24 protein-coding genes are annotated in these 23,798 nt (G+C 44.9%); 14 read left to right on the top strand and 10 right to left on the bottom strand.

Going from position 1 to position 23,798, the window contains the following annotated elements; all coding sequences use genetic code 11:
* The first annotated feature begins 13 nt into the window (after positions 1-13).
* Positions 14-538 (top strand): GNAT family N-acetyltransferase, encoded by a 525-nt coding sequence (locus ABXT60_RS13080; protein ID WP_443630534.1) that lies wholly within the window; start codon positions 14-16, stop codon positions 536-538.
* 24 nt (positions 539-562) lie between these two features.
* Here the strand turns inward: ABXT60_RS13080 and ABXT60_RS13075 are convergent, their stop codons facing one another.
* The 3 genes from ABXT60_RS13075 to ABXT60_RS13065 form a co-directional block, all read right to left on the bottom strand.
* Complete coding sequence (locus ABXT60_RS13075) at positions 563-1,384, bottom strand: phytanoyl-CoA dioxygenase family protein (RefSeq protein WP_443630533.1); 822 nt, start codon at positions 1,382-1,384, stop codon at positions 563-565.
* A 307-nt stretch (positions 1,385-1,691) separates the two neighbouring features.
* On the bottom strand, positions 1,692-3,461 hold the full coding sequence (locus ABXT60_RS13070; RefSeq protein ID WP_443630532.1) for a DEAD/DEAH box helicase: 1,770 nt from the start codon (positions 3,459-3,461) through the stop codon (positions 1,692-1,694).
* Positions 3,462-3,953: 492 nt separating this feature from the next.
* Positions 3,954-4,481 carry a peroxiredoxin gene (locus tag ABXT60_RS13065; protein ID WP_443630531.1) on the bottom strand — a complete coding sequence of 176 codons (528 nt, stop codon included), beginning with the start codon at positions 4,479-4,481 and terminating at the stop codon, positions 3,954-3,956.
* A gap of 139 nt (positions 4,482-4,620) precedes the next feature.
* On the opposite strand from ABXT60_RS13065, the gene ABXT60_RS13060 reads away from it, so the two are divergent.
* Positions 4,621-5,547 carry a LysR substrate-binding domain-containing protein gene (locus ABXT60_RS13060; RefSeq protein WP_443630530.1) on the top strand — a complete coding sequence of 309 codons (927 nt, stop codon included), beginning with the start codon at positions 4,621-4,623 and terminating at the stop codon, positions 5,545-5,547.
* Between the two features lie 31 nt (positions 5,548-5,578).
* On the opposite strand, the gene arsJ is transcribed toward ABXT60_RS13060, so the two are convergent.
* Positions 5,579-6,802: an organoarsenical effux MFS transporter ArsJ gene (gene arsJ, locus ABXT60_RS13055; RefSeq protein ID WP_443630529.1), complete on the bottom strand. Its 1,224-nt coding sequence runs from the start codon at positions 6,800-6,802 to the stop codon at positions 5,579-5,581.
* Positions 6,802-7,812: an ArsJ-associated glyceraldehyde-3-phosphate dehydrogenase gene (locus ABXT60_RS13050; protein WP_443630528.1), complete on the bottom strand. Its 1,011-nt coding sequence runs from the start codon at positions 7,810-7,812 to the stop codon at positions 6,802-6,804. The genes arsJ and ABXT60_RS13050 overlap by 1 nt, the downstream gene beginning before the upstream one ends.
* Positions 7,813-7,890: 78 nt before the next feature.
* Between ABXT60_RS13050 and ABXT60_RS13045 the strand changes: the two genes are divergently transcribed.
* Positions 7,891-8,100 (top strand): DUF1653 domain-containing protein, encoded by a 210-nt coding sequence (locus tag ABXT60_RS13045; RefSeq protein WP_443630527.1) that lies wholly within the window; start codon positions 7,891-7,893, stop codon positions 8,098-8,100.
* A gap of 23 nt (positions 8,101-8,123) precedes the next feature.
* Here ABXT60_RS13045 and ABXT60_RS13040 read toward each other — a convergent pair whose 3' ends face one another.
* Positions 8,124-8,804 (bottom strand): SDR family oxidoreductase, encoded by a 681-nt coding sequence (locus tag ABXT60_RS13040; protein ID WP_443630526.1) that lies wholly within the window; start codon positions 8,802-8,804, stop codon positions 8,124-8,126.
* Between the two features lie 161 nt (positions 8,805-8,965).
* Between ABXT60_RS13040 and ABXT60_RS13035 the strand changes: the two genes are divergently transcribed.
* The 7 genes from ABXT60_RS13035 to ABXT60_RS13005 all read left to right on the top strand — a co-directional run bounded on the left by ABXT60_RS13035 (position 8,966) and on the right by ABXT60_RS13005 (position 14,527).
* Positions 8,966-9,325, top strand: coding sequence for a hypothetical protein (locus tag ABXT60_RS13035; RefSeq protein ID WP_443630525.1), 360 nt, complete (start codon positions 8,966-8,968; stop codon positions 9,323-9,325).
* Positions 9,326-9,470: 145 nt separating this feature from the next.
* Positions 9,471-9,920: a c-type cytochrome gene (locus tag ABXT60_RS13030; RefSeq protein WP_443630524.1), complete on the top strand. Its 450-nt coding sequence runs from the start codon at positions 9,471-9,473 to the stop codon at positions 9,918-9,920.
* 99 nt (positions 9,921-10,019) lie between these two features.
* Positions 10,020-10,382: a c-type cytochrome gene (locus ABXT60_RS13025; RefSeq protein WP_443630523.1), complete on the top strand. Its 363-nt coding sequence runs from the start codon at positions 10,020-10,022 to the stop codon at positions 10,380-10,382.
* A gap of 61 nt (positions 10,383-10,443) precedes the next feature.
* Positions 10,444-10,911, top strand: coding sequence for a c-type cytochrome (locus ABXT60_RS13020; protein ID WP_443630522.1), 468 nt, complete (start codon positions 10,444-10,446; stop codon positions 10,909-10,911).
* A 5-nt stretch (positions 10,912-10,916) separates the two neighbouring features.
* Entirely contained in the window at positions 10,917-11,780 is an 864-nt protein-coding gene (locus ABXT60_RS13015) for a c-type cytochrome (RefSeq protein WP_443630521.1), read from the top strand.
* A 73-nt stretch (positions 11,781-11,853) separates the two neighbouring features.
* Positions 11,854-12,288: a MerR family transcriptional regulator gene (locus tag ABXT60_RS13010; protein ID WP_443630520.1), complete on the top strand. Its 435-nt coding sequence runs from the start codon at positions 11,854-11,856 to the stop codon at positions 12,286-12,288.
* Positions 12,281-14,527 (top strand): heavy metal translocating P-type ATPase, encoded by a 2,247-nt coding sequence (locus ABXT60_RS13005; RefSeq protein WP_443630519.1) that lies wholly within the window; start codon positions 12,281-12,283, stop codon positions 14,525-14,527. Before ABXT60_RS13010 ends, ABXT60_RS13005 begins: the two co-directional genes overlap by 8 nt.
* Here ABXT60_RS13005 and ABXT60_RS13000 read toward each other — a convergent pair whose 3' ends face one another.
* Positions 14,528-15,436: a DMT family transporter gene (locus tag ABXT60_RS13000; RefSeq protein ID WP_443630518.1), complete on the bottom strand. Its 909-nt coding sequence runs from the start codon at positions 15,434-15,436 to the stop codon at positions 14,528-14,530.
* Entirely contained in the window at positions 15,433-15,870 is a 438-nt protein-coding gene (locus ABXT60_RS12995) for a c-type cytochrome (RefSeq protein ID WP_443630517.1), read from the bottom strand. Before ABXT60_RS12995 ends, ABXT60_RS13000 begins: the two co-directional genes overlap by 4 nt.
* Positions 15,871-16,025: 155 nt before the next feature.
* Between ABXT60_RS12995 and ABXT60_RS12990 the strand changes: the two genes are divergently transcribed.
* The 3 genes from ABXT60_RS12990 to ABXT60_RS12980 are packed head-to-tail and all read left to right on the top strand — an operon-like array spanning position 16,026 to position 18,898.
* Positions 16,026-16,433 carry a GtrA family protein gene (locus ABXT60_RS12990; protein WP_443630516.1) on the top strand — a complete coding sequence of 136 codons (408 nt, stop codon included), beginning with the start codon at positions 16,026-16,028 and terminating at the stop codon, positions 16,431-16,433.
* The gene (locus ABXT60_RS12985) at positions 16,414-17,463 is read left to right on the top strand and encodes a glycosyltransferase family 2 protein (protein WP_443630515.1); all 1,050 of its coding nucleotides are present in this window, start codon (positions 16,414-16,416) and stop codon (positions 17,461-17,463) included. The genes ABXT60_RS12990 and ABXT60_RS12985 overlap by 20 nt, the downstream gene beginning before the upstream one ends.
* Positions 17,447-18,898 (top strand): ArnT family glycosyltransferase, encoded by a 1,452-nt coding sequence (locus ABXT60_RS12980; protein ID WP_443630514.1) that lies wholly within the window; start codon positions 17,447-17,449, stop codon positions 18,896-18,898. Before ABXT60_RS12985 ends, ABXT60_RS12980 begins: the two co-directional genes overlap by 17 nt.
* On the opposite strand, the gene torT is transcribed toward ABXT60_RS12980, so the two are convergent.
* Positions 18,895-19,905 (bottom strand): TMAO reductase system periplasmic protein TorT, encoded by a 1,011-nt coding sequence (gene torT, locus ABXT60_RS12975; RefSeq protein WP_443630513.1) that lies wholly within the window; start codon positions 19,903-19,905, stop codon positions 18,895-18,897. The genes ABXT60_RS12980 and torT overlap by 4 nt on opposite strands.
* A gap of 158 nt (positions 19,906-20,063) precedes the next feature.
* On the opposite strand from torT, the gene torS reads away from it, so the two are divergent.
* Positions 20,064-23,003: a TMAO reductase system sensor histidine kinase/response regulator TorS gene (torS, locus tag ABXT60_RS12970; RefSeq protein WP_443630512.1), complete on the top strand. Its 2,940-nt coding sequence runs from the start codon at positions 20,064-20,066 to the stop codon at positions 23,001-23,003.
* A gap of 8 nt (positions 23,004-23,011) precedes the next feature.
* Here torS and torR read toward each other — a convergent pair whose 3' ends face one another.
* Entirely contained in the window at positions 23,012-23,722 is a 711-nt protein-coding gene (gene torR / locus ABXT60_RS12965; protein WP_443630511.1) for a two-component system response regulator TorR, read from the bottom strand.
* Positions 23,723-23,798 lie beyond the last annotated feature (76 nt).

Below are 23,798 nucleotides of genomic sequence, written 5' to 3'. Positions count from 1 at the left end.
TTAAAGCATGTTTATGCTGTTAATAATGCAAAACGTTAGTGTGGCCATAAGGCCTTTTAGGTCGACCGACAGTGCACAAGTACAAACGCTACTAAGTGACGCTAGAGTATCTCGTAAAGCGGGTAATATCCCTTATCCCTATGCTAAAAATGGTGCACAGACTTGGATAACATCTCATGGCCCACAGCATCGATCTGGCACTGCCATCATCCGAGCCATAGTTTGCTTAAAGACGAAGCAATGTGTCGGCGCCATCAGCATTGACCAGATTTCTAGGGGACTAAACAGCAGTGGAAACCTAGGTTATTGGGTGGGTGTGCCCTATTGGAATAAGGGTTTTTGTGAGCAAGCCGGTGAGTTAATGCTAGCCTTAGCTAAAAAAGAATACGCTATGAAGCGTTTAGTTGCAGCGCACCGTATAGATAATCCTGCTTCAGGTAGAGTATTAGAAAAGTTAGGTTTTAACGAATTAGGACCACAGCCAATGACGAATTTATCGGGGCAGTATTTATTTCGTTATTATGAAAAGTGGTTTTAAAGTGTTAATAACCTGAGTAGCCGGTTAACGGCTATATAAAGTTGGGAACATTTTCCCAGCTATGTGGTCGCCATTTGCATAGCCATTAGCCTCCATGATAGCTCTTTCATCTTGAGCCCAATCACCCCGATACTGAACTATAGAGCCTTCCTTTGCCATTCTTAGGGTATATCTGTGGACATCTTTTTTGGGGGTGACTTGATTTAGGCTTCCGTGCAGTGTTCGCATATCAAAAAATACACAGTCGCCCAGTGCAAGGTCCCACTGTAAGAACTCATAGTCATCTTTATTTTGAAGAATATTTGGGGTTATATCGTATGTTTTCCCATTCACCTCGCCCGCCTTACCATCGATTGGGTGCCCTTCTTGAAATCGAGTTCGCATATAAAGTTTATTCCACAAATGAGAACCTTTAATCCAAGCAATACCCTCTTTTTTTGTCACAGGCGTAAGTGGCAGCCATAAAACACACATCGAGCCCTCAAAATCAAAATAGGAGATATCATGATGAAAAGGTGCGCCAGATTTTGATCCAGCTTCTCTAAAAAACCAATTATCCATGACTAAATTAACTTGTTTTGCATCTAAGAGTTCAGATGCTATTTGCGCTGTTGGTGAATTAAAAACAAAGTCTTTAAAGTCTTTATACAAGTCCCAGGTCCAAAAATCTTCAAAATAGCCAGGAGCATTTTCGTTTTTAGTATGCCTGACAAATCTTGGGCTAGGGCTGCTTATATTCTCATCGATACCTCTTCTTAACTTATCTATCCACTCTTTACTATACTTACCTTTAATTAGAACGGCGCCATCACGTTTAAAACTGTTTACTTCGTCTTTATTCAACATGATTTTAATGCTTAATAGATTAAGTGGATGTGTTAAAAAATATTCGTCAGCTAGTGATCTACCCTAATATCTGTAAGCCATGCCCTAGTGACAACGCATAGGGATTTAATTTTATGGTGACCATTTGAACATTTAAAAATCCCCATTACACTGGCATCATCTAGTTTAAGTGAATTATCTAAAAGAGGTTTATCACATTTTGTACAGGTTGCCATAATTCCATGCAGTTAAGGACCAACATAATAACAGATAAAAGGTAAAAAAAAGGCGCCTCTAGGGCGCCCTTTTTACTAGCTATACGGGGTTATCAGCGGCGGGCTGGGCGACGGTTTGTGCCATTTTCGCTACGAGGGTCCTTGCGCTGATTTGGACGATCGTTACCGCGCTTAGGCCTAGGCGTTTTGGCGCCAGGGGTGAAGTCGTCAGCAGCGCCTTGAGACTGAATGTTCAAAGGCTGACTGCGCACACGTACTTTTTTAAGTAGTTGGAGCATTTCTGCAGGCATGCCTGCAGGAAGGTCTACTGTAGAGTGGTCATCAAATAAGCTAATACGACCAATATAAGCACTACTAAGGTCTGCTTCGTTAGCAATAGCGCCAACAATATCACCAGGCTTAACTTGATGTTCGTGGCCCACCTCTATACGAAAGCGTTCCATTGCAATAGATTCGCCACTGAATTCTTCTTGCTTACGTTCTTTACGCCGCGGGCGCTCTTCTTCATTAAAACCAGGTGTGGTGTCACGAGAATCGCGACGCTCAGATTTGGTATTTTCTGGCATTGTAAGCGGGCGATCTTGCTGGGCCATAAAGGCTAGGGCAGCAGCGACTTGCTCTGGTGCAACTTCCCGCTCTTTGATAAACGTTTCTACTAGATCGCTGTAGATGCTCAAATCAGGCTGCTCAAGGGCAGTGTCGATGCTGGCCTTAAACTGGTCTATGCGACGTTCTTTCACTTGCTCGCGGCTAGGTAAATCCATTGGAGTGATGGCTTGGCGAGTAGCCTTCTCGATAGAGCGCAACATATTACGTTCGCGAGGTGCCACAAACAAGATTGCGTTGCCAGCACGACCGGCACGGCCAGTACGGCCAATACGGTGAACGTAAGCTTCAGTATCGTATGGGATATCGTAGTTGATTACATGACTAACGCGAGCCACGTCAATGCCACGAGCAGCAACATCGGTAGCAACAACAATATCGATCTTGCTGCTCTTTAAATGTTCAATAGTACGTTCACGCAACTGTTGAGACATGTCGCCATTAATGGGCGATGCACGATGGCCTCTTGCTTCTAGTTTTTCAGCAAGCTCTACAGTGAGTGTTTTAGTGCGGACAAAAACGATTACGCCATCAAAGTCTTCCGCTTCTAAAATGCGAGTCATTGCGTCTAGTTTACTAGTGCCAACAGCTTTCCAATAGCGCTGAGTAACGCTGTCTACCGTGGCTGTTTTAGCTTCAATTTTAATTTCTTCTGGATTGTTAAGGTAGGTATTGGCAACCTTACGAATTACAGCAGGCATAGTGGCAGAGAACAGAGCGACTTGGCGCTCTTTTGGCGTGTGGTCCAAAATCCAAGTCACATCGTCGATAAAGCCCATGCGGAGCATTTCGTCAGCTTCGTCTAAAACAACCGTCTTGAGTTTGTCTAGCTTCAATGTGCCACGGCGCAGGTGATCCATCACTCGGCCAGGAGTACCAACAACAACATGAACACCTCGTTGGAGCTGACGTAATTGACCGCTCATGCTGCTGCCACCGTAGATAGGCAGCACGTGGAAGCCGCGCATGTCGCTGGCATAGTTTTGGAAAGCTTCAGCAACTTGAATAGCCAGTTCTCGTGTTGGTGCAAGCACTAATACCTGTGGGGCTTCAATTTTTAAATCGATGTTAGAGAGCGCAGGTAGTGCAAAAGCAGCAGTTTTACCTGTGCCTGTTTGTGCAGTACCGAGTATGTCTCTGCCTTCCAAAAGATGTGGAATAGCAGCGGCTTGAATAGGGGACGGTTGTTCGTAACCAATGCGGGTAATCGCATTAAGTACTGGCGTAGAGAGTGCCAAGTCTGCAAAAGTGGTCATCGTTTTATCCTAAAATAAGTGATCTGATGACTTGGTGGATATCAATACCCACAAAGCCCGCGCGTAAACAAAGCCACTCTCCCAGATGTAACAAAAAAACCGAGATGAAATAGGAGTAGTGAACGAGACTGTTATATGTAGCAGTATAATGAAATGAGATAAAACCCATCCAATGGATGCGAAAAACACAGGTAATAGCAAGCTGTTGCCTAGTTTTTCAACGACAATTGATGAGGTTTTAGCCCTTTTATCTTAGTGAAGGCTCATGTAAGGGCCTCGTGCCCTTTGTTCGGTATACATTGGCCTCAACTTAATCGTATTAAGGTACGCCAATGCCCGGCACCTGCTGGTGCCTTACCGTGCCACTTTCTTTTGAAGGATGGCCGAGATAACGCGGATGCAAGTGATATTACGCGGCGTAGTATACATCGCTTACATCCTATATGCTATTAAAAATAAAGCATTTATAGAGGAGAGGGATATTTGATCTGTCTAGCTTTTTATAGCTGCAAGCACAGATTCGGCAGAGCTGACCGAAAATGGATCAGTACCATTATTATCTTTACGCCCAGGTTCTTCTAACCAATGCTCAACCACGCCATTATTCACTACCATGGCATAGCGCCAAGAGCGCTGGCCAAAACCAACGTTGTGCTTGTCTACCAGCATGCCCATCTGACGAGTAAATTCACCGTTACCATCGGGAATGAATTTTATATTTTTAATGCCCTGGTCTAGCATCCATTTGCGCATCACAAAGGTATCATTTACAGACAGTACATAGACTTCATCCACACCCAGTTGTTTTAACTCGTCGTAAGCTGCTTCAAAACCAGGCACTTGAAAAGTGCTACAGGTGGGTGTGAATGCACCCGGCAGGGAAAACACCACAACTTTTTTGTTACTGAAAATTTCATCGCTGGTTATGTCTTGCCAACGAAATGGGTTATCGCCACCAATACTGGTGTCGCGTACACGGTACTTAAAAGTGATTTGGGGTACTGTAACTCCATGGCTCATGTGCTTTATTCCTTTTGTTTAGTAATCTGTATTTAGTAGAGCGTGCTGCGCAATTGCAATCTACCTAAACAGTGTGCAGCATCTACAAATATTTGTATAATCGTTATTATTATATTTTTTAATAGGTATTTCCGATCACATGTTAAGTCTTAAAGACCTCAGTTACCTTACTGCATTAGATGAATTACGCCATTTTGGCAAAGCTGCAGCGGCCTGTTATGTGAGCCAACCCACGCTGAGTGGTCAGCTTAAAAAACTAGAACACCAACTGGGAGTGACACTTATAGAGCGGGGCTCGAAAAAAGTTATTTTCACCCATGTGGGCCTGGAGATTGCCCAGAGGGCAAGAGCCATGGTGTTGCAAGCCCAAGAGATGGAAGAGTTAGCAAGAGCTTCAAAAACACCACTTGCGGGGCGCTTAAGGTTAGCCATTATTCCGTCCCTTGCGCCCTATTTGATGGCAAAAACGGGGTCCACCGTAAACATGCTTTTGCCTGAACTCAATATTGAATTGCACGAGTTAGAAACCCATGAACTGTTACGCCAATTAAGAAGTGGAAACATTGATATTGGCATTTTGGTGCTGCCACAACCGCAGCCAGGATTGCGTAGCTTGAGCTTATGGCAGGAACAGCTTTGGTTGGGTGTGGGTCATAACCATGAATGGGCACAAAAAACCCAAGTGACTCGGACAGAGTTAGCTGGGGCAGACTTAATTTTGTTAAAAGAGGGGCACTGCTTGGCTGATCAAGCCCAGCAACTGTGCCAAATAAAAAGCCAATCCCAAGCCTTTAGGGGAGCGAGTTTAGAAACCCTAAGGTATATGGTGTCAGCCGGTAACGGCGCCACCTTGGTACCGCAGCTTAGTATGGAGGCTTGGCTCAGCCATGGGGATGATAAAATTATCTATATGCCTATTACAGAACCGAAGCAAGCCAGAGAAATAGGCTTTTTAGCACGTTCAGGCAGTGCGTATTGGCCCTGTGTAGAAGCACTTCACAACGCTATGGCTTCGGTATTGCCAGACGTATCAGAAGGCACTCAAAATGTCCCCCTAGTACTTTAACAAAAGTGAAATTTAAAACAGGTGAGGGAGATCAGGCTGTGCGAGCCAGTTTGTGAGTGATATACACTGCAGATAAGACCAGTGCCGAAGATAAAAGCAAACAGGCGATAAACCCAAATTGTAAAAATACCCAACCAGACAAGAGTGTGCCTAAAAGGCGCCCTGCAGCGTTAGCCATATAATAAAACCCCACATCCAAGGCTACGCTATCTGTTTTAGCAAGGGCAACTATTAGGTAGCTATGGAGGGATGAATTGACTGCAAATACAAAGCCAAAAATACCCAATCCAACCACTAGAACAGTGCTGCTATGCAGCTGTGAATGAAGCCCATAAGCCATAATTAAGGGAACTAACGCTAGTCCAATTTGCCACTTAAAGGTTGTGTTATGTGCAAACTTAAACGTTGTTGATGGGCTTTCATTATGCGCTTGTGGGGTTAACAAAGGCGCCAGTACTTGTACTAAGCCATAGACAATAATCCACACTGCTAAAAACGTACTCACTTGCCAAGAGGTCCAGCTTAACTGTTGCGCAAGATAAACAGGAAGAGCCACCACAAACCAAACATCACGAGCGGCAAATAAAAACAAGCGCGCACCACTGAGTTGGTTAATAGTAGAACTTTTAGACAGCAGCTGAGCTATGTTGGGTTTATTTTTGCTACGCCCTAAATCAGCTTTTAGGAGCAGCAAGCTAAGCAACCAAATACTGCCAAGGCCTATTAGCATTATGAGTATGCTGGTGGTAAATCCGACACCAGTTAATAATGCGCCACCTAGGAAAAACCCTAAGCCTTTTAACGTATTTTTTGAGCCTGTAAGTAATGCCACCCAGCGGTATAGGCTTGAGCTTTGGCCTGCGGGAGCTAACAACTTAATAGCACTTTTGGCGCTCATTTTATTAAGGTCTTTGGCGACCCCAGAAACTGCTTGTGCAGCCATCACCCATGCAATTGTGAGCAGTTGTGGGTTAACCAATAGCATAGACAAGGCGACAAGCTGCAAGCCTAGGCCAATATTCATGGTGCGGTTAAGGCCCACGCGCGCGCCAAGAAACCCGCCAAGCAAGTTAGTCACCACACCAAATAGTTCATAAAATATGAACATTACAGCGATCTGTAAGGCGTTGTAGCCCAAGCTATGGAAGTGCAGCACCACCAGCATACGCAATGCGCCATCAGTTAGGGTAAAGGCCCAATAATTGCCAGTGACTAAAGCATATTGGCGTAGACTAGGCGCAATTAAGGCAGCCATTAGTGATCATTAGCACATATGTACTTGGCCAGTTCAGCAGCACGGTTTACATAGCCCCACTCATTGTCATACCACAAATAAAGTTTTACCTGCGTGTCATTGATCACCATGGTAGATAGTGCGTCAACAATACATGAACGTGGGTCTGTCCGATAATCTATAGACACTAAGGGCCGGTTCTCAAAACCAAGAATGCCTTTTAATGAATCAGACTGAGCAGCATCGTGCATTAACTGATTAATTTCTTCTACAGAAGTTCCCCGTTGCATTTCAAACACACAGTCTGTGAGTGATGCATTAGCTAAAGGAACCCGCACAGCATGACCGTTAAGCTTGCCTGCTAAGTCTGGAAAAATATGCGTAATTGCAGTAGCAGAGCCAGTAGTAGTAGGAATTAAGCTCATGCCACAGGCTCGAGAGCGGCGTAGATCTTTATGATGGGCATCTAATATGGATTGTGTGTTGGTGACATCGTGAATGGTCGTCATGGACCCATGACGAATGCCAATGGTCTCGTGCAGTACCTTTACTACGGGGGCTAAACAGTTAGTAGTGCATGATGCCGCAGTCACTAGCTGATGGTGTTTTGCATCGTATAGGTGATGATTTACACCCATTACTAGGTCTAGCACCCCAAGCTGTTTTACAGGTGCAGTCACCAATACCCGTTTTACACCTTGTACTAGATAAGCGTGCAGTAATGCCTTCGTTTTAGTCTGGCCACTGGCTTCGATAACAAGGTGGCAATGACTCCAGTTGGTAGATGAAATGCAGTTGTTTTGGGTATATGTCACCTCTTTGCCATCGATAGAGATGGTACTGCCATGGCTTTTTATATCAGCTGCCCATATACCGTGCACTGAATCAAATTTAAGCAAATGCGCAGTGCCTTCTGCATCTCCTGCAGGGTCATTAAGCTGAATGAACTCAAATTCTGGCCAATGCCATGCGGCACGCAAAACAAGTCGGCCAATACGGCCACAGCCGTTAATTCCTACTTTAATAGTCATAATAAAGCGTTGCAAAGAAACTGGATAACGGTATTGTACCTGTTTGTGAACAAATAGAGTGAAGTGCAGGTGGCACAAATGATAAAAGCTGGATTATACCGACATTATAAAGGCGCCCAGTATCAGGTGATTAATACTGTACGCCATTCAGAAACTGAAGAAGAGCTAGTGCTTTACCGAGCACTTTATGGTGAACAAGGCCTATGGGTAAGGCCTTTGATTATGTTTACAGAAACGGTATGGGTTAACGGTAAGGAGGAATCTCGGTTTGCCTATGAGTCAGATTGACCAAAAGCTGCTTTAAAAATGAGTTACCAGGCAATAGCAGCGCCGTTATAGTTAATAAAACGACCACTGTCTGTAGGCCTAATGTGTTCTAAAACCTGTCGTATACCACTAACGCTGGTTTGAGTATCAATTGAGCCATTAGGGCCTCCCATGTCGGTACGAACCCAGCCTGGGTGCAGGGCAATAACCTTGATGCCTTGGGCTTGCATATCGATAGACAGGCTTTTTACCACCTGATTCACAGCCGTTTTTGACGAACGGTAAAGATAAAGAGAACCTCCGTCATTTTCATCAATACTACCCATCCTTGAGCTGATAACCGCAAAGGTACCTTGTTTGGTGGTGAGGTTATTGTGCAGTGCTTGCGCTAGCATCAGTGGCCCCACACTATTCACATTTAATACGTCTAACCACTGCTGGCGAGAGACTTTCCCCAGCGATTGGTCCCTTGGCCCGAATAAGCCTGCGTTGTTGATGATTAAATCTAAATTGACACCACTTAACTGTTCTTGCAGTACCCAAATACTGGCGTCCTCAGCCACATCTAACGGCAGTATTTTAAGCTTGTCACAAGCCAATGAGGCAAGTGCTGTGCCTGGTTGCTCGCGATATGTAGCATAGACGTGCCAGCCGTTAGCCAAATATTGTTGAGTAAACTCTAAACCAATACCACGGTTGGCTCCGGTAACTAATAGCTGTTTCATGTTCGAGTGCTCGTGAGTTCAAAATTTGATTTTATCTTAGAGCAACAGGCATATTTCAGCAAACAATCCCAACGTTATGAGACCCAAGTCAGGGGTACTTTACGTCTATTTACAAAAAAAGCGCATTGTATTGAGTTCGGTTGTTGTAGTATGGGAAAAAGATGACTAAACCACCTATATTTTATATGGCTCGATTTCTCATAACTTCGCTGGCTCTTTGCTTATTGTTTTTATCAGCAGGGAAAAGTTATGCCAGCGCAGAATTACCCTTAGTTAATGGTAATCATGACGTTATGAGCACGCACACGTCTAATGAGACAATGGCACAAGGCTGCGATGATATAGGTAGTGGCGGTGCCGACTTATTCAGTCATTTTAATTGTCACTTAAATATGACGTCTTTAATCACTAACTATTCCTCTATTGGCCTGATGGACTTGCCGTCGCCTAATTACATATATCAATTTAGTAGTAATGTGCATATACAGGCGTTATCTACCAAACCCCCCCTATTTGCTTAGTTATCCTCTGCCGTTGCTATAGAAATTGTGCCACTGTGTGGACGCTATAAAACCCAGATTTAGAGCTGAGTATCGTGTTCCCACACTCGTTTTATCTTATTCTTTAGCAATATCGATTCCCAGTATTATTTTGGATCGTTTAGCGATGTTGAAAGTTACAACTCTGTCTACTAGGTGGGCATTACTGATTGCTACTATGGGTTTACTGTCAGCCTGCAGTGATGCTGAAAGTACTGCCACTGATGACTCTGCAAGATGGTACACCCCTGAACAGTTAGCTCAAGGTAAGGTGGTTTTTGCCAACAATTGCGCAGCTTGCCATGGTTCCAAAGCTGAAGGCGTAGCCAATTGGCAGACCCCAGATTCAAATGGCCTTTACCCAGCTCCTCCTATTAATGGCACTGCCCACGCTTGGCATCATTCCCTTGCGGTGTTATTGCGTACCATTAACCAAGGTGGAGAACAACTGGGTGGGCGCATGCCTGGGTTTCAGGGCAGGTTAACTGAGTTAGAGCAGCGGTCCGCGGTCGCAGCCTTTCAAGACTACTGGCCTGATGCTATCTATGCCCAATGGCTTGTGATTGATAACCGATAGGCGGTTTAAAGTGCGTGTAAACCAATTAAAATGACTCATTATTAGGTAAAAATGAACAGAAAATATAACGTAATAATAATCCTATTATCAGGGTTTCTCATGGTGAGTTCTCTTTATGCAGGCCATAAAAAAAGTCACGTAGATGTCAAAATTGATGACTTATCACCTATGGCTACTAAAGGCCAGGTTGTGTTTAACACTAGCTGTGCATCCTGCCATGGTGTAAATGCCGCAGGTGGTATTGGGGGCCCACCGTTGATCCACAACATCTATAACCCCGGGCATCATGCAAATAAATCCTTTACTAATGCCGTGCGTAATGGGGTGCGGCAGCACCATTGGAAATTTGGTGATATGCCTCCACAAAAGCACATTGCTTTTGGTGACTTGGTTTTTTTAATGAAGTTTATTCGCGAAGTTCAGCAGCAAAATGGTATTACCACTGTGGTCCATAAAATGTAGTTTTATTGGATGAGTTAATGCCTAAGTTCACGCAGTCTAAAATGATTTTATAGAGAAAATAATGATGATTATAGCAAAAAAAACAACGGCTATTGTTATGATGGTCGTAGGCCTATCGAGCGTCCCCGCCGTAAGTGCTCATGAAGGCGCAACAGGTGTTGTTAAACAGCGCATGGGGGCCATGTCTGACATGGCTGATGCTATGAAAGCGATGGCGTTAGTGGTGAAAGGTAAACAAGGATTTGATCCGGCACTGTTCACAGAAAATGGTGGCATTATTGTGGGACACAGCGACATGATTCCATCTTTATTTACTCAAGGATTAGAGCAAGATATGAGTGAAGCCTCTCCCGCTATTTGGCAGCAGTGGGACGATTTTGTGAGTATTAGTATTCGAACAAAAACTGACGCTGAAGACCTTGTCCAAATGGCCCAAGAGGGCGGGGAACTGCGCCCGCTTACTAAGCAATTTGTAAAGCTTAGCGGTGGTTGTAAAGCGTGCCATAAAGCCTATCGGAAAAAGAAGTAAACACCGTGAAACGAATCAAGTATTTATTTATTATACTGGCATCATCTGGTTTTGCGCTGCTTGTTACACCAACATTCGCTGCCACAACATCACAAGAAGAGGCAATATCTCGTGGGGAGTATGTGTTTCACATTGGTGGTTGTGCCTCGTGCCATACTCAGGACCAGCCTTTGGCAGGTGGTGTGGAGTTGGTCACCCCATTTGGTGTCTTTATTGGCCCTAACATTAGTCCGGATAACCAGCACGGTATTGGGGGATGGAGTAATGCACAATTTATTAAAGCCATGCGCGAAGGGGTAAGCCCTAAAGGAGAACATTATTATCCAGCATTTCCATATACATCGTACGTAAATATGCTAGAACAGGATTTGCTTGACCTTAAGTCGTACTTGGATGCACAAGAGCCTGTGTCTAAGTCTACGCTGCCGCACAAATTAAAATTCCCTTATAATCAACGCACACTTTTAGGTATTTGGAAGCTTCTCAATACCACAAATAAGTGGGTGCCAGACCCTAATCAAAGTGCCATGTGGAATAGAGGGGGTTATCTTGCTAATGGACCTAGCCATTGTACTCAATGCCATAGCCCAAGAAATTTCATCGGTGGCTTGCAAGTAGAAGCTGGCCTGGTGGGCAACAAACAGGGACCTGAAGGGGAAAGTGTGCCGCCGTTACTTGGTGTGAGTGAGGCAGGCTTTGGCACGTGGACTAAAGAAGATATCGCATTTTCCTTAGAAATAGGGATGACGCCAGAAGGCGATTTCCTGGGTGGAAGTATGAGTCATGTCCTTGAAAATACGACAGGAAAAATGACAACTGAAGACATAGAGGCGCTTGCAACATACCTGTATTTATTGAACAACCCTTGACCTATGTGTAACACCCAGGTTCTATAATGTGGTTCTATATAATATACCCATAGGTAACTACAGGAGACAGTGCATGAAAACTGTAAGTCAGCTCGCTAAAACAGCGCAAGTGAGTGCTGAAACTGTGCGATATTATAGCCGTTTGGGGTTGTTAGAAGCGCAACGAGATCCTCACAACGGTTACCAGCTGTTTGACCAAGATGCGTTGCAACGACTGGCCTTTATCAGTCAGTCTCGGTCTTTGGGGTTTAGCTTAAAAGACATACAGTCTATCTTACAACATACGACTAAAGGCGACTCCCCCTGCCCTATGGTGCGAGATATGCTACGCCAACGAGTGCCTTTGGTAGCAGAAAAAATACGCTTTTTAGAAAAACAAATGGCTCGTATGCAGGTTGCATTGGAACAGTGGCAGACCATGCCAGACGGCGTACCTGATGGGCACCACATATGTCACCTAATTGAAGATTGGAACACGCCAACAATGGAGGTTAACAGCCATGACTAATACCGCACAAGACACGATTACACAGTTAACACTATCTGGAGTGACTTGTGCTGGCTGCGTAAGGCGTATAGAAAAGGCTCTGAATCAGGCCCCGGGTGTGGCGGCTGCCCAAGTAAACTTTGCTAGCCGCACTGCAGAAGTAAGTGGTGGAGATGTGCATCAGCTTATTAAAGCGGTACAAGAGGCAGGTTACGATGCGACGGTCATAGAAGACCCTGCCGTAGCTGAGGAACAGCAAACCAAAGCGTTACGTCAACTGTTGAAGAGCCGATCTTGGTATGCTGCTTCGGGCGTTGGCTTAGGTGTTGGCTTAATGTTATTTGGCATGGAGATCGGCGACCCGTTTATACTGCGCGCTGTTGGCTGGCTTACCTTGGCAATTATGATAATGACGGGTGAGCATTTTTTCAAAAGTGGCTTTAAGGCGCTTAAGTCTGGCCATGCCAACATGGATACTTTGATCGCTATAGGGACCAGTGCTGCTTGGCTGTATTCTATCTTAGTGGTCTACCGACCGAGCATGTTCCCAGAGGCTGCTCGTGGGGTTTATTTTGAAGCTGCCGTGATGATTATTGGCCTAGTTAACCTAGGTCAAGTGTTAGAGATGCGTGCCCGTCTTAAAACCCAATCTAGTCTTAAAAATTTGCTTGGCCTGCGCCCGAGTCATGCCTGTTTGGTGGGTTCTGGCGGCATAATGATGGAAGCTGAAGTGCAGGTCAATATTGTCCAAGTTAAGGTGGGAGACTTGTTACGTATTAAACCAGGTGAACGGGTGCCGGTAGATGGCAAAGTGACTCAGGGAGAAAGTTACTTTGATGAAGCCATGCTTACAGGTGAGCCTATGCCAGTGCTCAAACAGCTGGCTGACGAGTTGGTGTCGGGTGCTATTAACGGCCAAGGTAGCGTTGTATATGAAGCCACTCGAGTGGGCAAAGATACTGCTTTAGCGCGCATTGTTGAAATGGTTCGACAAGCACAGAACAGTAAACCGTCGATCAGCCAGCTAGCCGATAAAGTGGCTGCCATTTTTGTACCTGTGGTGATTATTATCGCCGTGATAACCGCAATAGCATGGTATTTTTTTGGCCCTCAACCTGCGCTCACTTATAGTTTCGTTAGTGCCATATCAGTCCTTATTATTGCGTGCCCGTGTGCGTTGGGCTTGGCTACCCCTATTTCAGTGATGATTGGTGTAGGTAAAGCTGCACAATTAGGGATATTGGTGCGTAATGCTGAAGCACTGCAGCAAGCGAGTAACATCCACTGGGTGGTGTTAGATAAAACCGGTACGATTACTCAGGGTCGCCCAAGCGTTGAAGAGCATGTGGTCTTTAATGGGGCAGATAAAGCACAGAATTTAGCGATTGCCGAAGCGATAGAACACTCATCCGAACATCCTATTGGGTTAGCTATCGTGGCCTATTGCCGAGAGCACCAGCCCCTTCGAGTACCAGATTTATCCGCGGCAGTACCAAGTGCCAAGCACTTTACTTCGGTACAGGGCATGGGTGTGGTGAAGGGTGACTTTATTATGGGTAATGTGAAGCTAATGCAGGCTCATAAGGTTGATATTAGCACTGCAAAAGTATGGTTAAATGCGCAGGAAAAGGAGGCCAGAAGCATCGTATTACTCGCCCATAAAGATAAACTAGTAGGCGCATTCGCACTTGAAGATGCCTTGAAGCAAGATAGTGTGAACGCTGTAAAACGCCTTAAAGCTGAGGGCATTAAAGTTATGATGTTAACGGGAGACAGCCAGGCAACAGCGCAAAGGGTGGCTCGTTTGGTCGATGTGGATGACTATGCCGCAGACCTTATGCCTGAGGATAAATTAAATAAGATCAAACAGCTACAGGAGCAGGGCCAAGTAGTTGCTATGGTAGGTGATGGAATCAACGACGCTCCCGCTTTAAGCCAAGCTAATGTCAGCTTTTCTATGGGTCAGGGCACTGATGTGGCGATTGAGAGCGCAGATCTGTGCTTACTCAATAGCTCCCTGCATGGTGTTGCAGATGCCATTGAATTAAGCCACGCTACGTTGCGCAATATCAAACAAAACTTATGGGGCGCATTTACTTATAACACCCTAGGTATTCCTATAGCGGCAGGTGTGTTTTTTCCTCTCACAGGCATGTTACTTAGCCCTATGATAGCTGCCTTGGCTATGTCCCTATCATCGGTCACCGTGGTGACTAATGCTAACCGATTACGTTTGTTTAAGCCTAGCCCCCGCAACTAGCTAGAGCACTTGGGGTTGAGCGTCACTGCGGCGGGCGCCAATGGCTTGTACCATAACGCCCAGCATAATTATGCTACCACCAACTAACGTCCAATTACCGGGGTGCTCATTAAACAAAAACCAAACCCAAATAGGGCTTAATATCACTTCAAGCATTGTTAGCAAGGTTAGCTCTGCTGCAGAAACGTGTTTTGACCCAGAAATAAATAACACCAGGGCTAATCCCATTTGAAAAACACCCAGAGCTAAACAAATACTAAGGTCTACCCAGCTGATAGCAAAATCGTCAATAGCGACAGCCGCTACGAGCATGGAGAACAAGCCACCAACCACTGCTGCAGGCAACATATCGCTGCCTTTGCCGCGGCGAAAGATTACGCTAAATGCAGCATAAAAAACTGCCATCATGAGTGCAAAAGCCATACCGATAATACCGTCGCCACTTAGGGCATTACCAACCATCACGCTAACGCCCACGCTAGTGAGCGCAATGGCGGCCCAAGTGCGGTTTTTAACGCGCTCACCGAGGATAAACCATCCCAGCAAGGCAGCAATAAATGGTGATGAACTCAACAGAAAGGTGACGTTGGCTACACTAGTATGGAGAAGTGCAAAAATGTTGCCAAAAAATGAAGCGCCCAAAAAGACGCCAGCTAGCAGGCTAAGCTTATTGGTACGCTTTAAAGGGGTTATGAGGTCACCTTTGTTACGCCACGCCATTACTGTAAATATAGTAATGATTAACCCAATAGAGCGAAAGAAAACAATATGCCAGCCTGATGCCTCACTGATATAACGCACGCCAACACCAGCAGTACTCCACAATAGGCCGCACATAATGACCATGATGGCCCCATTACGATACAAGTGGTTGGGGATTGTTGCACTGGGTGCAACTAATTGAGTCATGGGTTTGCCTGTGACCAAGCAGTGTAGATTGTGGCTGGCCATAGGCTTTGAGCCCAAGCTAAAGTAGCCATAATTTCTTCTTCTGTAAGGGTGTCTTTCCAAGCTGGCATGGCGCCGCGGCCTTGGATGACTGTGTGGGTTAAATCTGCTAAAGAATGATGCCAAGCGTGGCCACTACCATTTAAGGGGGGTGCCGGGCGGATGCCCGCAGCATCAGCTTGTGTCCAGTTTAGCGCCCCTTGACCTTGGTCGCCATGACATGCAGCGCAGTGGTTTGCATATAAAGCTTTCCCTTGGTTCACCTGGCCCTGACTATACCACTGGGTAATATTGTTTTTAGTGGCGTTATTCTCTTTGGCTAAATAGACATAGGTACTCAATACTGTAACGAGTGCTAAGCACGCGATTAATAGTAAATTTTGAGTTTTACTCATGGCCTGGAACCTATTCCTAATTTAATATCGCCGCACTATATAACATGCGGGTGAGCACGGTCTATGGTTGGTGTATTGATTGATTGTTCTGGCGGGGGAATTATTTTATAATTTTGCACTCTTAGCCTTACTAGAATTCATATTTGGCCCTTTAGATGGCAAACGCAGCATCGTTGTTAACACTTGTTAAGTTGGTACTTCGCTTTTTGGTAAGTGGTGGTATTGCTACAGCAGTCCACTGGGCTGCATTATGGGGCTTAATTCTTCTTCAAGTAGACGCTGTGCTGGCGTCTAGTATTGGTGCTTTTTTAGGCGCTATCGTGAATTATTTTTTACAATATTTTTTCACTTTTAAAACTAAGCGCCAACATAAACAAGCGCTGTTAGCTTATGCTCCAGCTGTGTTGGTGAGTTGGCTGCTAAACTTAGTACTGTTCTATAGCCTTTACGGTGACGTTTTTCTAGACCCGTTGGTGGCCCAGGTGGCCACTACAGCTGTGGTCATGGTAGTTAATTTTCTGTTGTATAAAAAGGTAGTGTTCCGTGCAAAATCAAACACCTAGTGGAACAACTAAGGTAGATCCAATTGTTGCCACTCCCATGATTTCCTTAGTAATTCCTGTGTATAACGAAATTGAAGTTTTGCCGCTATTGTTTGAACGTGTAAGAAAAGTTATGCATAGCATTAACTTAGCCTATGAAATAGTGATGGTAGATGATGGTAGTAAGGATGCTAGTGCTAGTTACCTGGTCCAACAAGCGCAACATGATGAATGTGTAAAAGCTGTTATTTTATCTCGTAACTTTGGTAAAGAGGCTGCCTTGTCTGCTGGTTTAGAGCAAGCCGGGGGGGATGTTATAATTGTGCTCGACGCAGATTTACAAAACCCTCCAGAATTGATTCCAGAAATGCTAGAGAAATGGCGTGATGGCGCTGACATAGTGGCTATGAAGCGGCTTAATCGAGAGGGGGAGTCGTGGGTTAAGAAATCGGGTTCATATATTTATTATCGTATTATGAATCGTATTACTGGCCCTATGAGCATCCCTGAAGATACTGGAGATTTTCGCCTCATGAGTCGTAGATCACTGGATTCACTTAACCAGTTACCAGAGCGTAATCGATACATGAAAGGCTTATTTGCTTGGGTGGGTTATCCCACTCATGTGATGGAGTATGATGTGGCCGATCGTGCTGCAGGAGAAACCAAGTGGAACTATTTCAACTTATTTGGCTTGGCCTTTGAAGGAATTACGTCTTTTTCTGTTGCGCCACTCAGGGCTATGGTGCTGCTGGGCCTTGTGACGGCAGCATTAGGTGGCTTTTATGGTGCTTGGATCGTGGTTGAAGCGCTCCTTTTTGGTAATGACTCTGCTGGATTTCCAACCATTATCGCCATGATTACTTTTTTAGGAGGGGTGCAATTACTCTCCATAGGTGTGTTGGGTGAGTATGTGGGAAAAACCTATTTCGAGGCCAAACAACGGCCACTATTTATTATTCAAGATGTGGTGCAAAAGTCTGTGCAAAGACCTAGTAAACACACATCTATAGCATTAGAAGGGACACCAATTAATGTTACAAAGGACTAATATCATTTGGTTATTAGGTGCCTTATTATTGGTGCGCATCATCGCCATGGTAGTGGTGCCATTTGCTGATACTACAGAGCCTAGGTACGCTGAAATAGCCCGGTTAATGATGACCACGAATGACTGGATCACTCCGTGGTTTGAACCAGGTGTGCCTTTTTGGGGAAAACCACCTCTGTCTTTCTGGGCCCAAGCTATTTCGTTTAAGCTATTTGGCATCAACGAATTTGCTGGCCGGCTACCTGCACTTTTGGCGTTTTTAGCCACGGTATGGATGCTTTGGCGGCTTGCTGCTTCTGTAGTTAATCCCCATGTTGCCTATGCGAGTTCAGTGGTGTACTGCGGCATGGTACTCACCTTTTTAGCAGCAGGCACGGTGATGACAGACCCCTACTTGGCGTTGGGAACCACTTGGTCTATGGTGGCGTTTTATTTGGCACCTAAAGAGAATGTCTGGTATTGGCGTTATGGGTTTTTTATTGGTTTAGGTATTGGTTTGTTAGCCAAAGGCCCTCTGGCAATAGTGATTAGCGGTGCACCTATCGGTTTATGGGTATTGCTGCAGGGTAAACTGATGTTTTACTTACGGGCTATGCCTTGGGTTAAGGGTACTTTATTAACCTTAATTATCGCCTTACCATGGTACATATTAGCTGAATTAAAAACCCCAGGGTTTATTAACTACTTTATTGTAGGCGAGCATTTTATGCGCTTTGTAGACCCAGGTTGGGTGGGTGATTTATATGGTCATGCGCACAAAGAACCAAAAGGTATGATTTGGTTGCACTGGTTAGCGGGGTCTTTACCTTGGGGGCCACTAGCTCTACTTTTATTAATAGGCCATATGTTTAGAACAAGCTGGCGCCTAACAGTATGGCATGCTGTTAAGCAGCCAGTGGTCATTTATGCGTTGTTATGGGCGTTGGTAACACCTGTATTTTTCACCCCTGCTGGCAATGTTATCTGGACCTATGTGCTTCCATCGATGCCAGCGTTTGCCTTCTTAATGGGTTGGGCTATGGTGAAACTCAATAATGGTAAACAATGGCGTCAGCTTGGCTTCAACCTAGTCATGTGGTTTATGCCTGTTGCTGGGCTAGTATTTAGTGTGTTGGTTGCAAATAACAATGATTTGATGAAAACCGAAAAGCGGATCGCTGAATATGTTGCACAACAACCCCAAAATGGTGATAACCATAATTGGTCCAGGCTTTACTATCTTGGCTCTAAGTTAGAGTTCTCTGCCCGCTTTTATAGCCATGACAAGGCTAAACCTGTTCAGCTAGACCAGCTTGAAAACTTAGCCATTCAACAAAAAGGCATATTCGTGGCGGTGCCAACAAATCAGTGGGAAACCACTGTTGCCCAGTTTGGAGCAAGGCTGCAACCACGTATTGAAAACATGCGCTTTAAGTTAGCTTTTCTTGCTCCTTAGTCTGAAATAACTTCAAAAGTAGGCCAGAAAGAGGCAGGTGCTAGTGAATTTTCAGTATTGAACTGGCCTACGTTGTATTGATCTATCATAACTATTCGTGGACTAAGGTGGCGCTCTGTCAGCTTTCCTTCAAGAATGCGCACAGCCTGATCGACGGCTAAACGGCCCTGCAACACAGGTGAATCTGTGGGTGCAGCTAAAATGTGCCCCCGCTTAATACCGCGAAATACATTATGGGTAAAGTAGGTCGATACAATATCAATTTTACCACGTAAATTGCGGCTAAGTAGTTCGCTGACGGCCACATCTGCTGTAAGTGCTGTGCCCACAATGTAATCAAAATCACTAGTCTCTTCTAGTACTTCTTGGAGCAAATTACGTTGAATTTCCTTACCAGTATCCCCCCATTTCACTGCGACTATCTGCACTCCTGAACCAGCAATGCCATCGTGAAAGCCGTCATCAATAAATTTCACCCAACCCGATTCTTTTGGGCCAGGAAACCACGCTACCTTAGCCTCATTGTCCCCTTTGATGGGGTGACGTTGGGCAAGGTACTGCCCTACTTTTTCCCCCATGCTGTACCAAGAAACGGCTGCTTTAGCACTTATGCCTATGTTTTCAATGTCGTTGACAGCTGCCACAACGGGAGTGGTTTGCGCAATTTTGCGAATACTAGGCGACAGCCCGTTAAAAGACACTGTACCCACAATAATGGCATCACTGGCAGAGTTGGTGCAATGCTTAAGCTGCTCTATTTGGGTACTTAGTTGAGGGTAACCTCCAGCTTCGAGAACCGTCATGTTAACGCCTAGACGCTTCACTTCTTCCACCATTCCGTAGTTGACACTAAGCCAGTATGGGTCTTTAAGGTGAGGATAGGTCACACACAAGTGCCACGGTTGAGTGGCTTTTTCTATGGGTTGGTATAACAACGGCCGCATCTGACCTTGATAATCAAATGGTGGATCCCACGCCACAATGTCCCACACTGCATAGGCGGGCAAACTAATCCCAAAGCAGAAAACTAAACTTAAACAGTGTGTTAAACGAAAAATCATGGTGTTAACTACCTCAGGTGGTACATTTAAGGGTGAAAATCGGCTGCGGTACTAGAGCGTATTGTGTTATTTTACGCCTACGTTAGTCTACCTTCTGAGTGCCTATGGCTGTCAACCTTGGCGTCGGCAGTAAATTACTGTTGGCTATGATCTTAACCATTAGTTTGTTATTAGTTGCTGCCGTAATTGGTTGGCAGGGTTATGAGCGGGTGGCCAGTAAACAAAACTCGGTGATTGATGAGGCCATACCCAGTATTATTGCGGCCCACAGCTTAACAGAGATTAACGCTAGTTTAGCCACCGCCGCCCCAGCACTGTTAGGTGTGACTAATGAGCCTGAACGTAAAAAAATCACTGCGACTATCGAATATCAATTACAGCAACTCAGGGATTCATCTATTTGGCTTGGCGGCGCCAGCGACTACCCTTTTGAAAGCTTGGTATTGCAGAGCATGAGCGTGAATATCAGTAATAACTTAGTGCGCCAAATTAGTTTAGTGGAACGACGACTAGACTATTTGCAAAAAGCGAGCGTGCTACAAAATAAAACCTTACTTGCAATGAGCAAGATTCATGATATCAGCACCTCCTTGGTAGCTAATGCGAACACCATGACCACGGCAGTGGCGTCTAGTTTATATGACTTAGCCGATGCCAAGAGTGACGCAGGGCAGGATGCTTTGTATATTGCCTTTGATCGCCTCATTGAGGTTGATTTAGACCATATGGACAGGATGTACGAACTGCGCCAGCGTTCTGCAAGCTTAATGGGTTTGCTAACCCTACTGCCTAAACAAACCACTTTAGCCGCGTTATATAAAATTAAGCAGGACATTCAACTCAATATGGTGGTGCTTCAGCGCCGGGTTGCCGAAGTGAATGACCCAGGTCGCCGCCAGCAAGGGTTAGATTTGCTGTCGGTGGTGAAAACTAACATTGCCTCCACTACCGCAGATAACCTATTTGCCTTGCAGCGAAGTAACATTAATGTGCTCAACCAATTAGTGGTATTGAACAATGCCAGTGTTAAATTGACTAAAGCATTTAATGAGCAAGCAGACAGCGCTAGCAGAGCTGCAGGGGCAAAAGTACAGAAGGCTACAGATGAAGCTCGCACTGCGGTAGCTAATGGTCGCAACATATTACTGATAGCGTGTTTAATTTTAGCTGTAGTGGCAATCAGTGTTTTGTGGTTTTATGTCAAACGTAATCTTTTCCATCGATTAACCCAGTTAAACCAAGCCTTCTTAGCCGTAGCTCAAGGCAACTTAGACTATCAATTGCAAATTAGTGGCCATGATGAGCTAGGGCGCTTAGCTAAAACTGTGCAGGTGTTTAAAGAAAATGCCCGCGCTCGCCAGCAGCTAGAACAGCAACAAGAAGCTGTAGAATTGCGTCTAAGGAACTATCAGTCTGAGCTTGAACAAGAGATCCAAATGCGCACGGGACAGCTTCAGCAGCTTAATCAGGAGCTTTTGGCGACAGCTGGAAAGCATCAGCTTGCTCGTACGGAAGCAGAGCGAGCAAACCAAGCTAAAACCGCATTTTTAGCTACTATGAGCCATGAGGTACGGACACCTTTAAGTGGTGTGCTAGGCACCTTAAGGTTATTGCAAAAAACACAATTAGATACTCAGCAAACGGAATATATAGGCCTAAGTCAGGCTGCTGCTGAAGCTTTATTAGGTATTTTGAATGGCATCCTAGATTATGCCAAGGTAGAGCAAGGGAATATGCAGATGGAAAATCTGCCCTACCAGCTAGTTAAGGTAGAGGCGAACATGATAGCCCTAATGTCTGGTGCAGCGGCTGAAAAAGGACTGCAGTTAGACGTGCATATCCCACAGCAACTTAGACAACAAACCCTTTTAGGTGATCAGGGTAAGGTCCAACAAGTATTATTTAACTTACTGGGTAATGCCATTAAATTCACCAGCGTAGGCTACATTGAGCTTTATGTGAGTTTGATTGAAGACGACAGTTTAATTGAACGCTTGCGTTTTGAAGTAAGAGATACTGGTTTAGGCATTCCACAAGACATGCGCCAGACGCTGTTTCAGCCGTTTACCCAATATGATGCATCCACCTCGAGACGTTTTGGAGGCACTGGTTTAGGATTGTCTATTTGTAAAACCTTGGTGGAAGCCATGGAAGGCACTATTGGCATTTGTAGCCGCGTTGAAAATGATGTAAAACAAGGCTCAAATGTATGGTTTGAATTACCCTATTGGCCAGATTTAGAATACATATCTTCAACGCCTAGTGTCGCTGAGACTGCCGCAGTTTTAACGTGTATGAATATATTGTTGGTAGAAGATAATGAGATTGGTCGGATCGTTGTAGAAGGTTATCTGAGCCATGAGGGACACAAAGTGACGTTGGCCAAAAATGGGTTTGAGGCTCTAGCGCTAGCAGAAAACCACTTCGACATTATTTTAATGGACATTAGTATGCCCGGCATGGACGGTGTTGAAACTACCCTGCGAATGCATCAAGTTCACAAACGCTTGGGGCTAAAGATTCCAATTATCGCCATGTCTGCACATATTTTTCCAGAGGAGGTTGATTCTTATTTAAGCTCAGGGCTAGATGGGTTTGTGGGCAAACCCATAGACCCAGAACGGCTAAATGATTTGCTATTAGGTGTTAGTCAAGCTCAGGAGAAGCTGGTATCTATGCCTCATGAAGCAGAAATTCAGTTAGTTAACGAAAAATTGCTTAACGATGACCTCAGTGTGTTGGGTAAAACCTGTTTGTTAGAAATGGTTAGCCTTTTCACTCAAGCTTGTAATGATAATATGGAGGTACTAGAAATTGCACGGCAACAAGAGGATTGGGTGAAACTAAGTGACTCAGCACACAATTTTAAAAATGCTGCGGGTAGTTTGGGACTTGAGACATTACATCAATTGATTAACCAGCTGGAAAGCCAAGCAAAGCATGGTCAGCCTACGAGTATCGATTTGATTCTAGAAGATTTGCCAGACCTGGTAAAAGCTTCCCAAAAAGCCCTTAACAATTGGAGCGCCGCACACATTATCTAGTGTTAGGGCTATGATTCGTCTAAACCACTGAACAAATAACCTTCTCCATGAACAGTGGTTAACAGCAGGGGTTTTTTATAGTCACGTTCCAATTTTCGCCGTAAACGCATGATTAATACATCTATGGTGCGATCGTTTGGATCCCAGCTGCGGTGAGTGACTTGGGATAATAAACGATCACGATTAAGGACTTGACCAGGGTGGGCCATAAACACAAATAAGAGTTCGAATTCTGCTCTAGTTAATTTAACCTCTTGTTGATCTCTGCCTAATAAATGGCGACGAGACGCATCTAATAATAAGCCATCAAAAGCATAGATGGATTTGTGTTGTATAGGCTCTTCACTTTGGCTATGAATGCGCCGTAGCAGGTTAGTGACTCGTGCCAGAAGTTCTCGTGGGTTAAACGGTTTAGTCACATAATCGTCGGCACCTATTTCTAGGCCAACAATGCGGTCTATATCGTCAGTTTTCCCAGTGACTAATACGATACCCATACTGCTTTTGGCTCTTACTTCGCGGGCCAGCAATAAACCACTTTCATCAGGCAGGTTAATATCTAAAAGAAGCATGCTGATGTCTTCTTGGTTGATTACAAGACGCATTTCTCTAGCACAGCTCACAGCAGTGACGCGATAACCCTCAGACTCAAAGTAGCCTGCAAGCTTAGTTCGGGTGATAGCTTCGTCTTCTACTATGAGGATGTGATGAGTCTTCATAAGGGCTACTCTTGTTATTATTGAAACTAGTATAGCAGTAGATATAGACATAAAAAAAGGCACCAGCTGGGGGGCG

This window comes from Candidatus Njordibacter sp. Uisw_056, from assembly GCF_047730085.1.
Taxonomy (GTDB): Bacteria; Pseudomonadota; Gammaproteobacteria; order Pseudomonadales; family Balneatricaceae; genus Njordibacter.
Note: the sequence above shows the minus strand (reverse complement) of the source record. Positions and strands in the feature narration are given on the sequence as shown.

Excerpts from the sequence above, each read along its gene's own strand:
- ABXT60_RS13080 (WP_443630534.1), top strand. The coding sequence starts at position 14 with ATGCTGTTAATAATGCAAAACGTTAGTGTGGCCATAAGGCCTTTTAGG.
- ABXT60_RS13075 (WP_443630533.1), bottom strand. The coding sequence starts at position 1,384 with ATGTTGAATAAAGACGAAGTAAACAGTTTTAAACGTGATGGCGCCGTT.
- ABXT60_RS13070 (WP_443630532.1), bottom strand. The coding sequence starts at position 3,461 with ATGACCACTTTTGCAGACTTGGCACTCTCTACGCCAGTACTTAATGCG.
- ABXT60_RS13065 (WP_443630531.1), bottom strand. The coding sequence starts at position 4,481 with ATGAGCCATGGAGTTACAGTACCCCAAATCACTTTTAAGTACCGTGTA.
- ABXT60_RS13060 (WP_443630530.1), top strand. The coding sequence starts at position 4,621 with ATGTTAAGTCTTAAAGACCTCAGTTACCTTACTGCATTAGATGAATTA.
- arsJ (WP_443630529.1), bottom strand. The coding sequence starts at position 6,802 with ATGGCTGCCTTAATTGCGCCTAGTCTACGCCAATATGCTTTAGTCACT.
- ABXT60_RS13050 (WP_443630528.1), bottom strand. The coding sequence starts at position 7,812 with ATGACTATTAAAGTAGGAATTAACGGCTGTGGCCGTATTGGCCGACTT.
- ABXT60_RS13045 (WP_443630527.1), top strand. The coding sequence starts at position 7,891 with ATGATAAAAGCTGGATTATACCGACATTATAAAGGCGCCCAGTATCAG.
- ABXT60_RS13040 (WP_443630526.1), bottom strand. The coding sequence starts at position 8,804 with ATGAAACAGCTATTAGTTACCGGAGCCAACCGTGGTATTGGTTTAGAG.
- ABXT60_RS13035 (WP_443630525.1), top strand. The coding sequence starts at position 8,966 with ATGACTAAACCACCTATATTTTATATGGCTCGATTTCTCATAACTTCG.
- ABXT60_RS13030 (WP_443630524.1), top strand. The coding sequence starts at position 9,471 with ATGTTGAAAGTTACAACTCTGTCTACTAGGTGGGCATTACTGATTGCT.
- ABXT60_RS13025 (WP_443630523.1), top strand. The coding sequence starts at position 10,020 with ATGGTGAGTTCTCTTTATGCAGGCCATAAAAAAAGTCACGTAGATGTC.
- ABXT60_RS13020 (WP_443630522.1), top strand. The coding sequence starts at position 10,444 with ATGATGATTATAGCAAAAAAAACAACGGCTATTGTTATGATGGTCGTA.
- ABXT60_RS13010 (WP_443630520.1), top strand. The coding sequence starts at position 11,854 with ATGAAAACTGTAAGTCAGCTCGCTAAAACAGCGCAAGTGAGTGCTGAA.
- ABXT60_RS13005 (WP_443630519.1), top strand. The coding sequence starts at position 12,281 with ATGACTAATACCGCACAAGACACGATTACACAGTTAACACTATCTGGA.
- ABXT60_RS13000 (WP_443630518.1), bottom strand. The coding sequence starts at position 15,436 with ATGACTCAATTAGTTGCACCCAGTGCAACAATCCCCAACCACTTGTAT.
- ABXT60_RS12995 (WP_443630517.1), bottom strand. The coding sequence starts at position 15,870 with ATGAGTAAAACTCAAAATTTACTATTAATCGCGTGCTTAGCACTCGTT.
- ABXT60_RS12990 (WP_443630516.1), top strand. The coding sequence starts at position 16,026 with ATGGCAAACGCAGCATCGTTGTTAACACTTGTTAAGTTGGTACTTCGC.
- ABXT60_RS12980 (WP_443630514.1), top strand. The coding sequence starts at position 17,447 with ATGTTACAAAGGACTAATATCATTTGGTTATTAGGTGCCTTATTATTG.
- torS (WP_443630512.1), top strand. The coding sequence starts at position 20,064 with ATGGCTGTCAACCTTGGCGTCGGCAGTAAATTACTGTTGGCTATGATC.
- torR (WP_443630511.1), bottom strand. The coding sequence starts at position 23,722 with ATGAAGACTCATCACATCCTCATAGTAGAAGACGAAGCTATCACCCGA.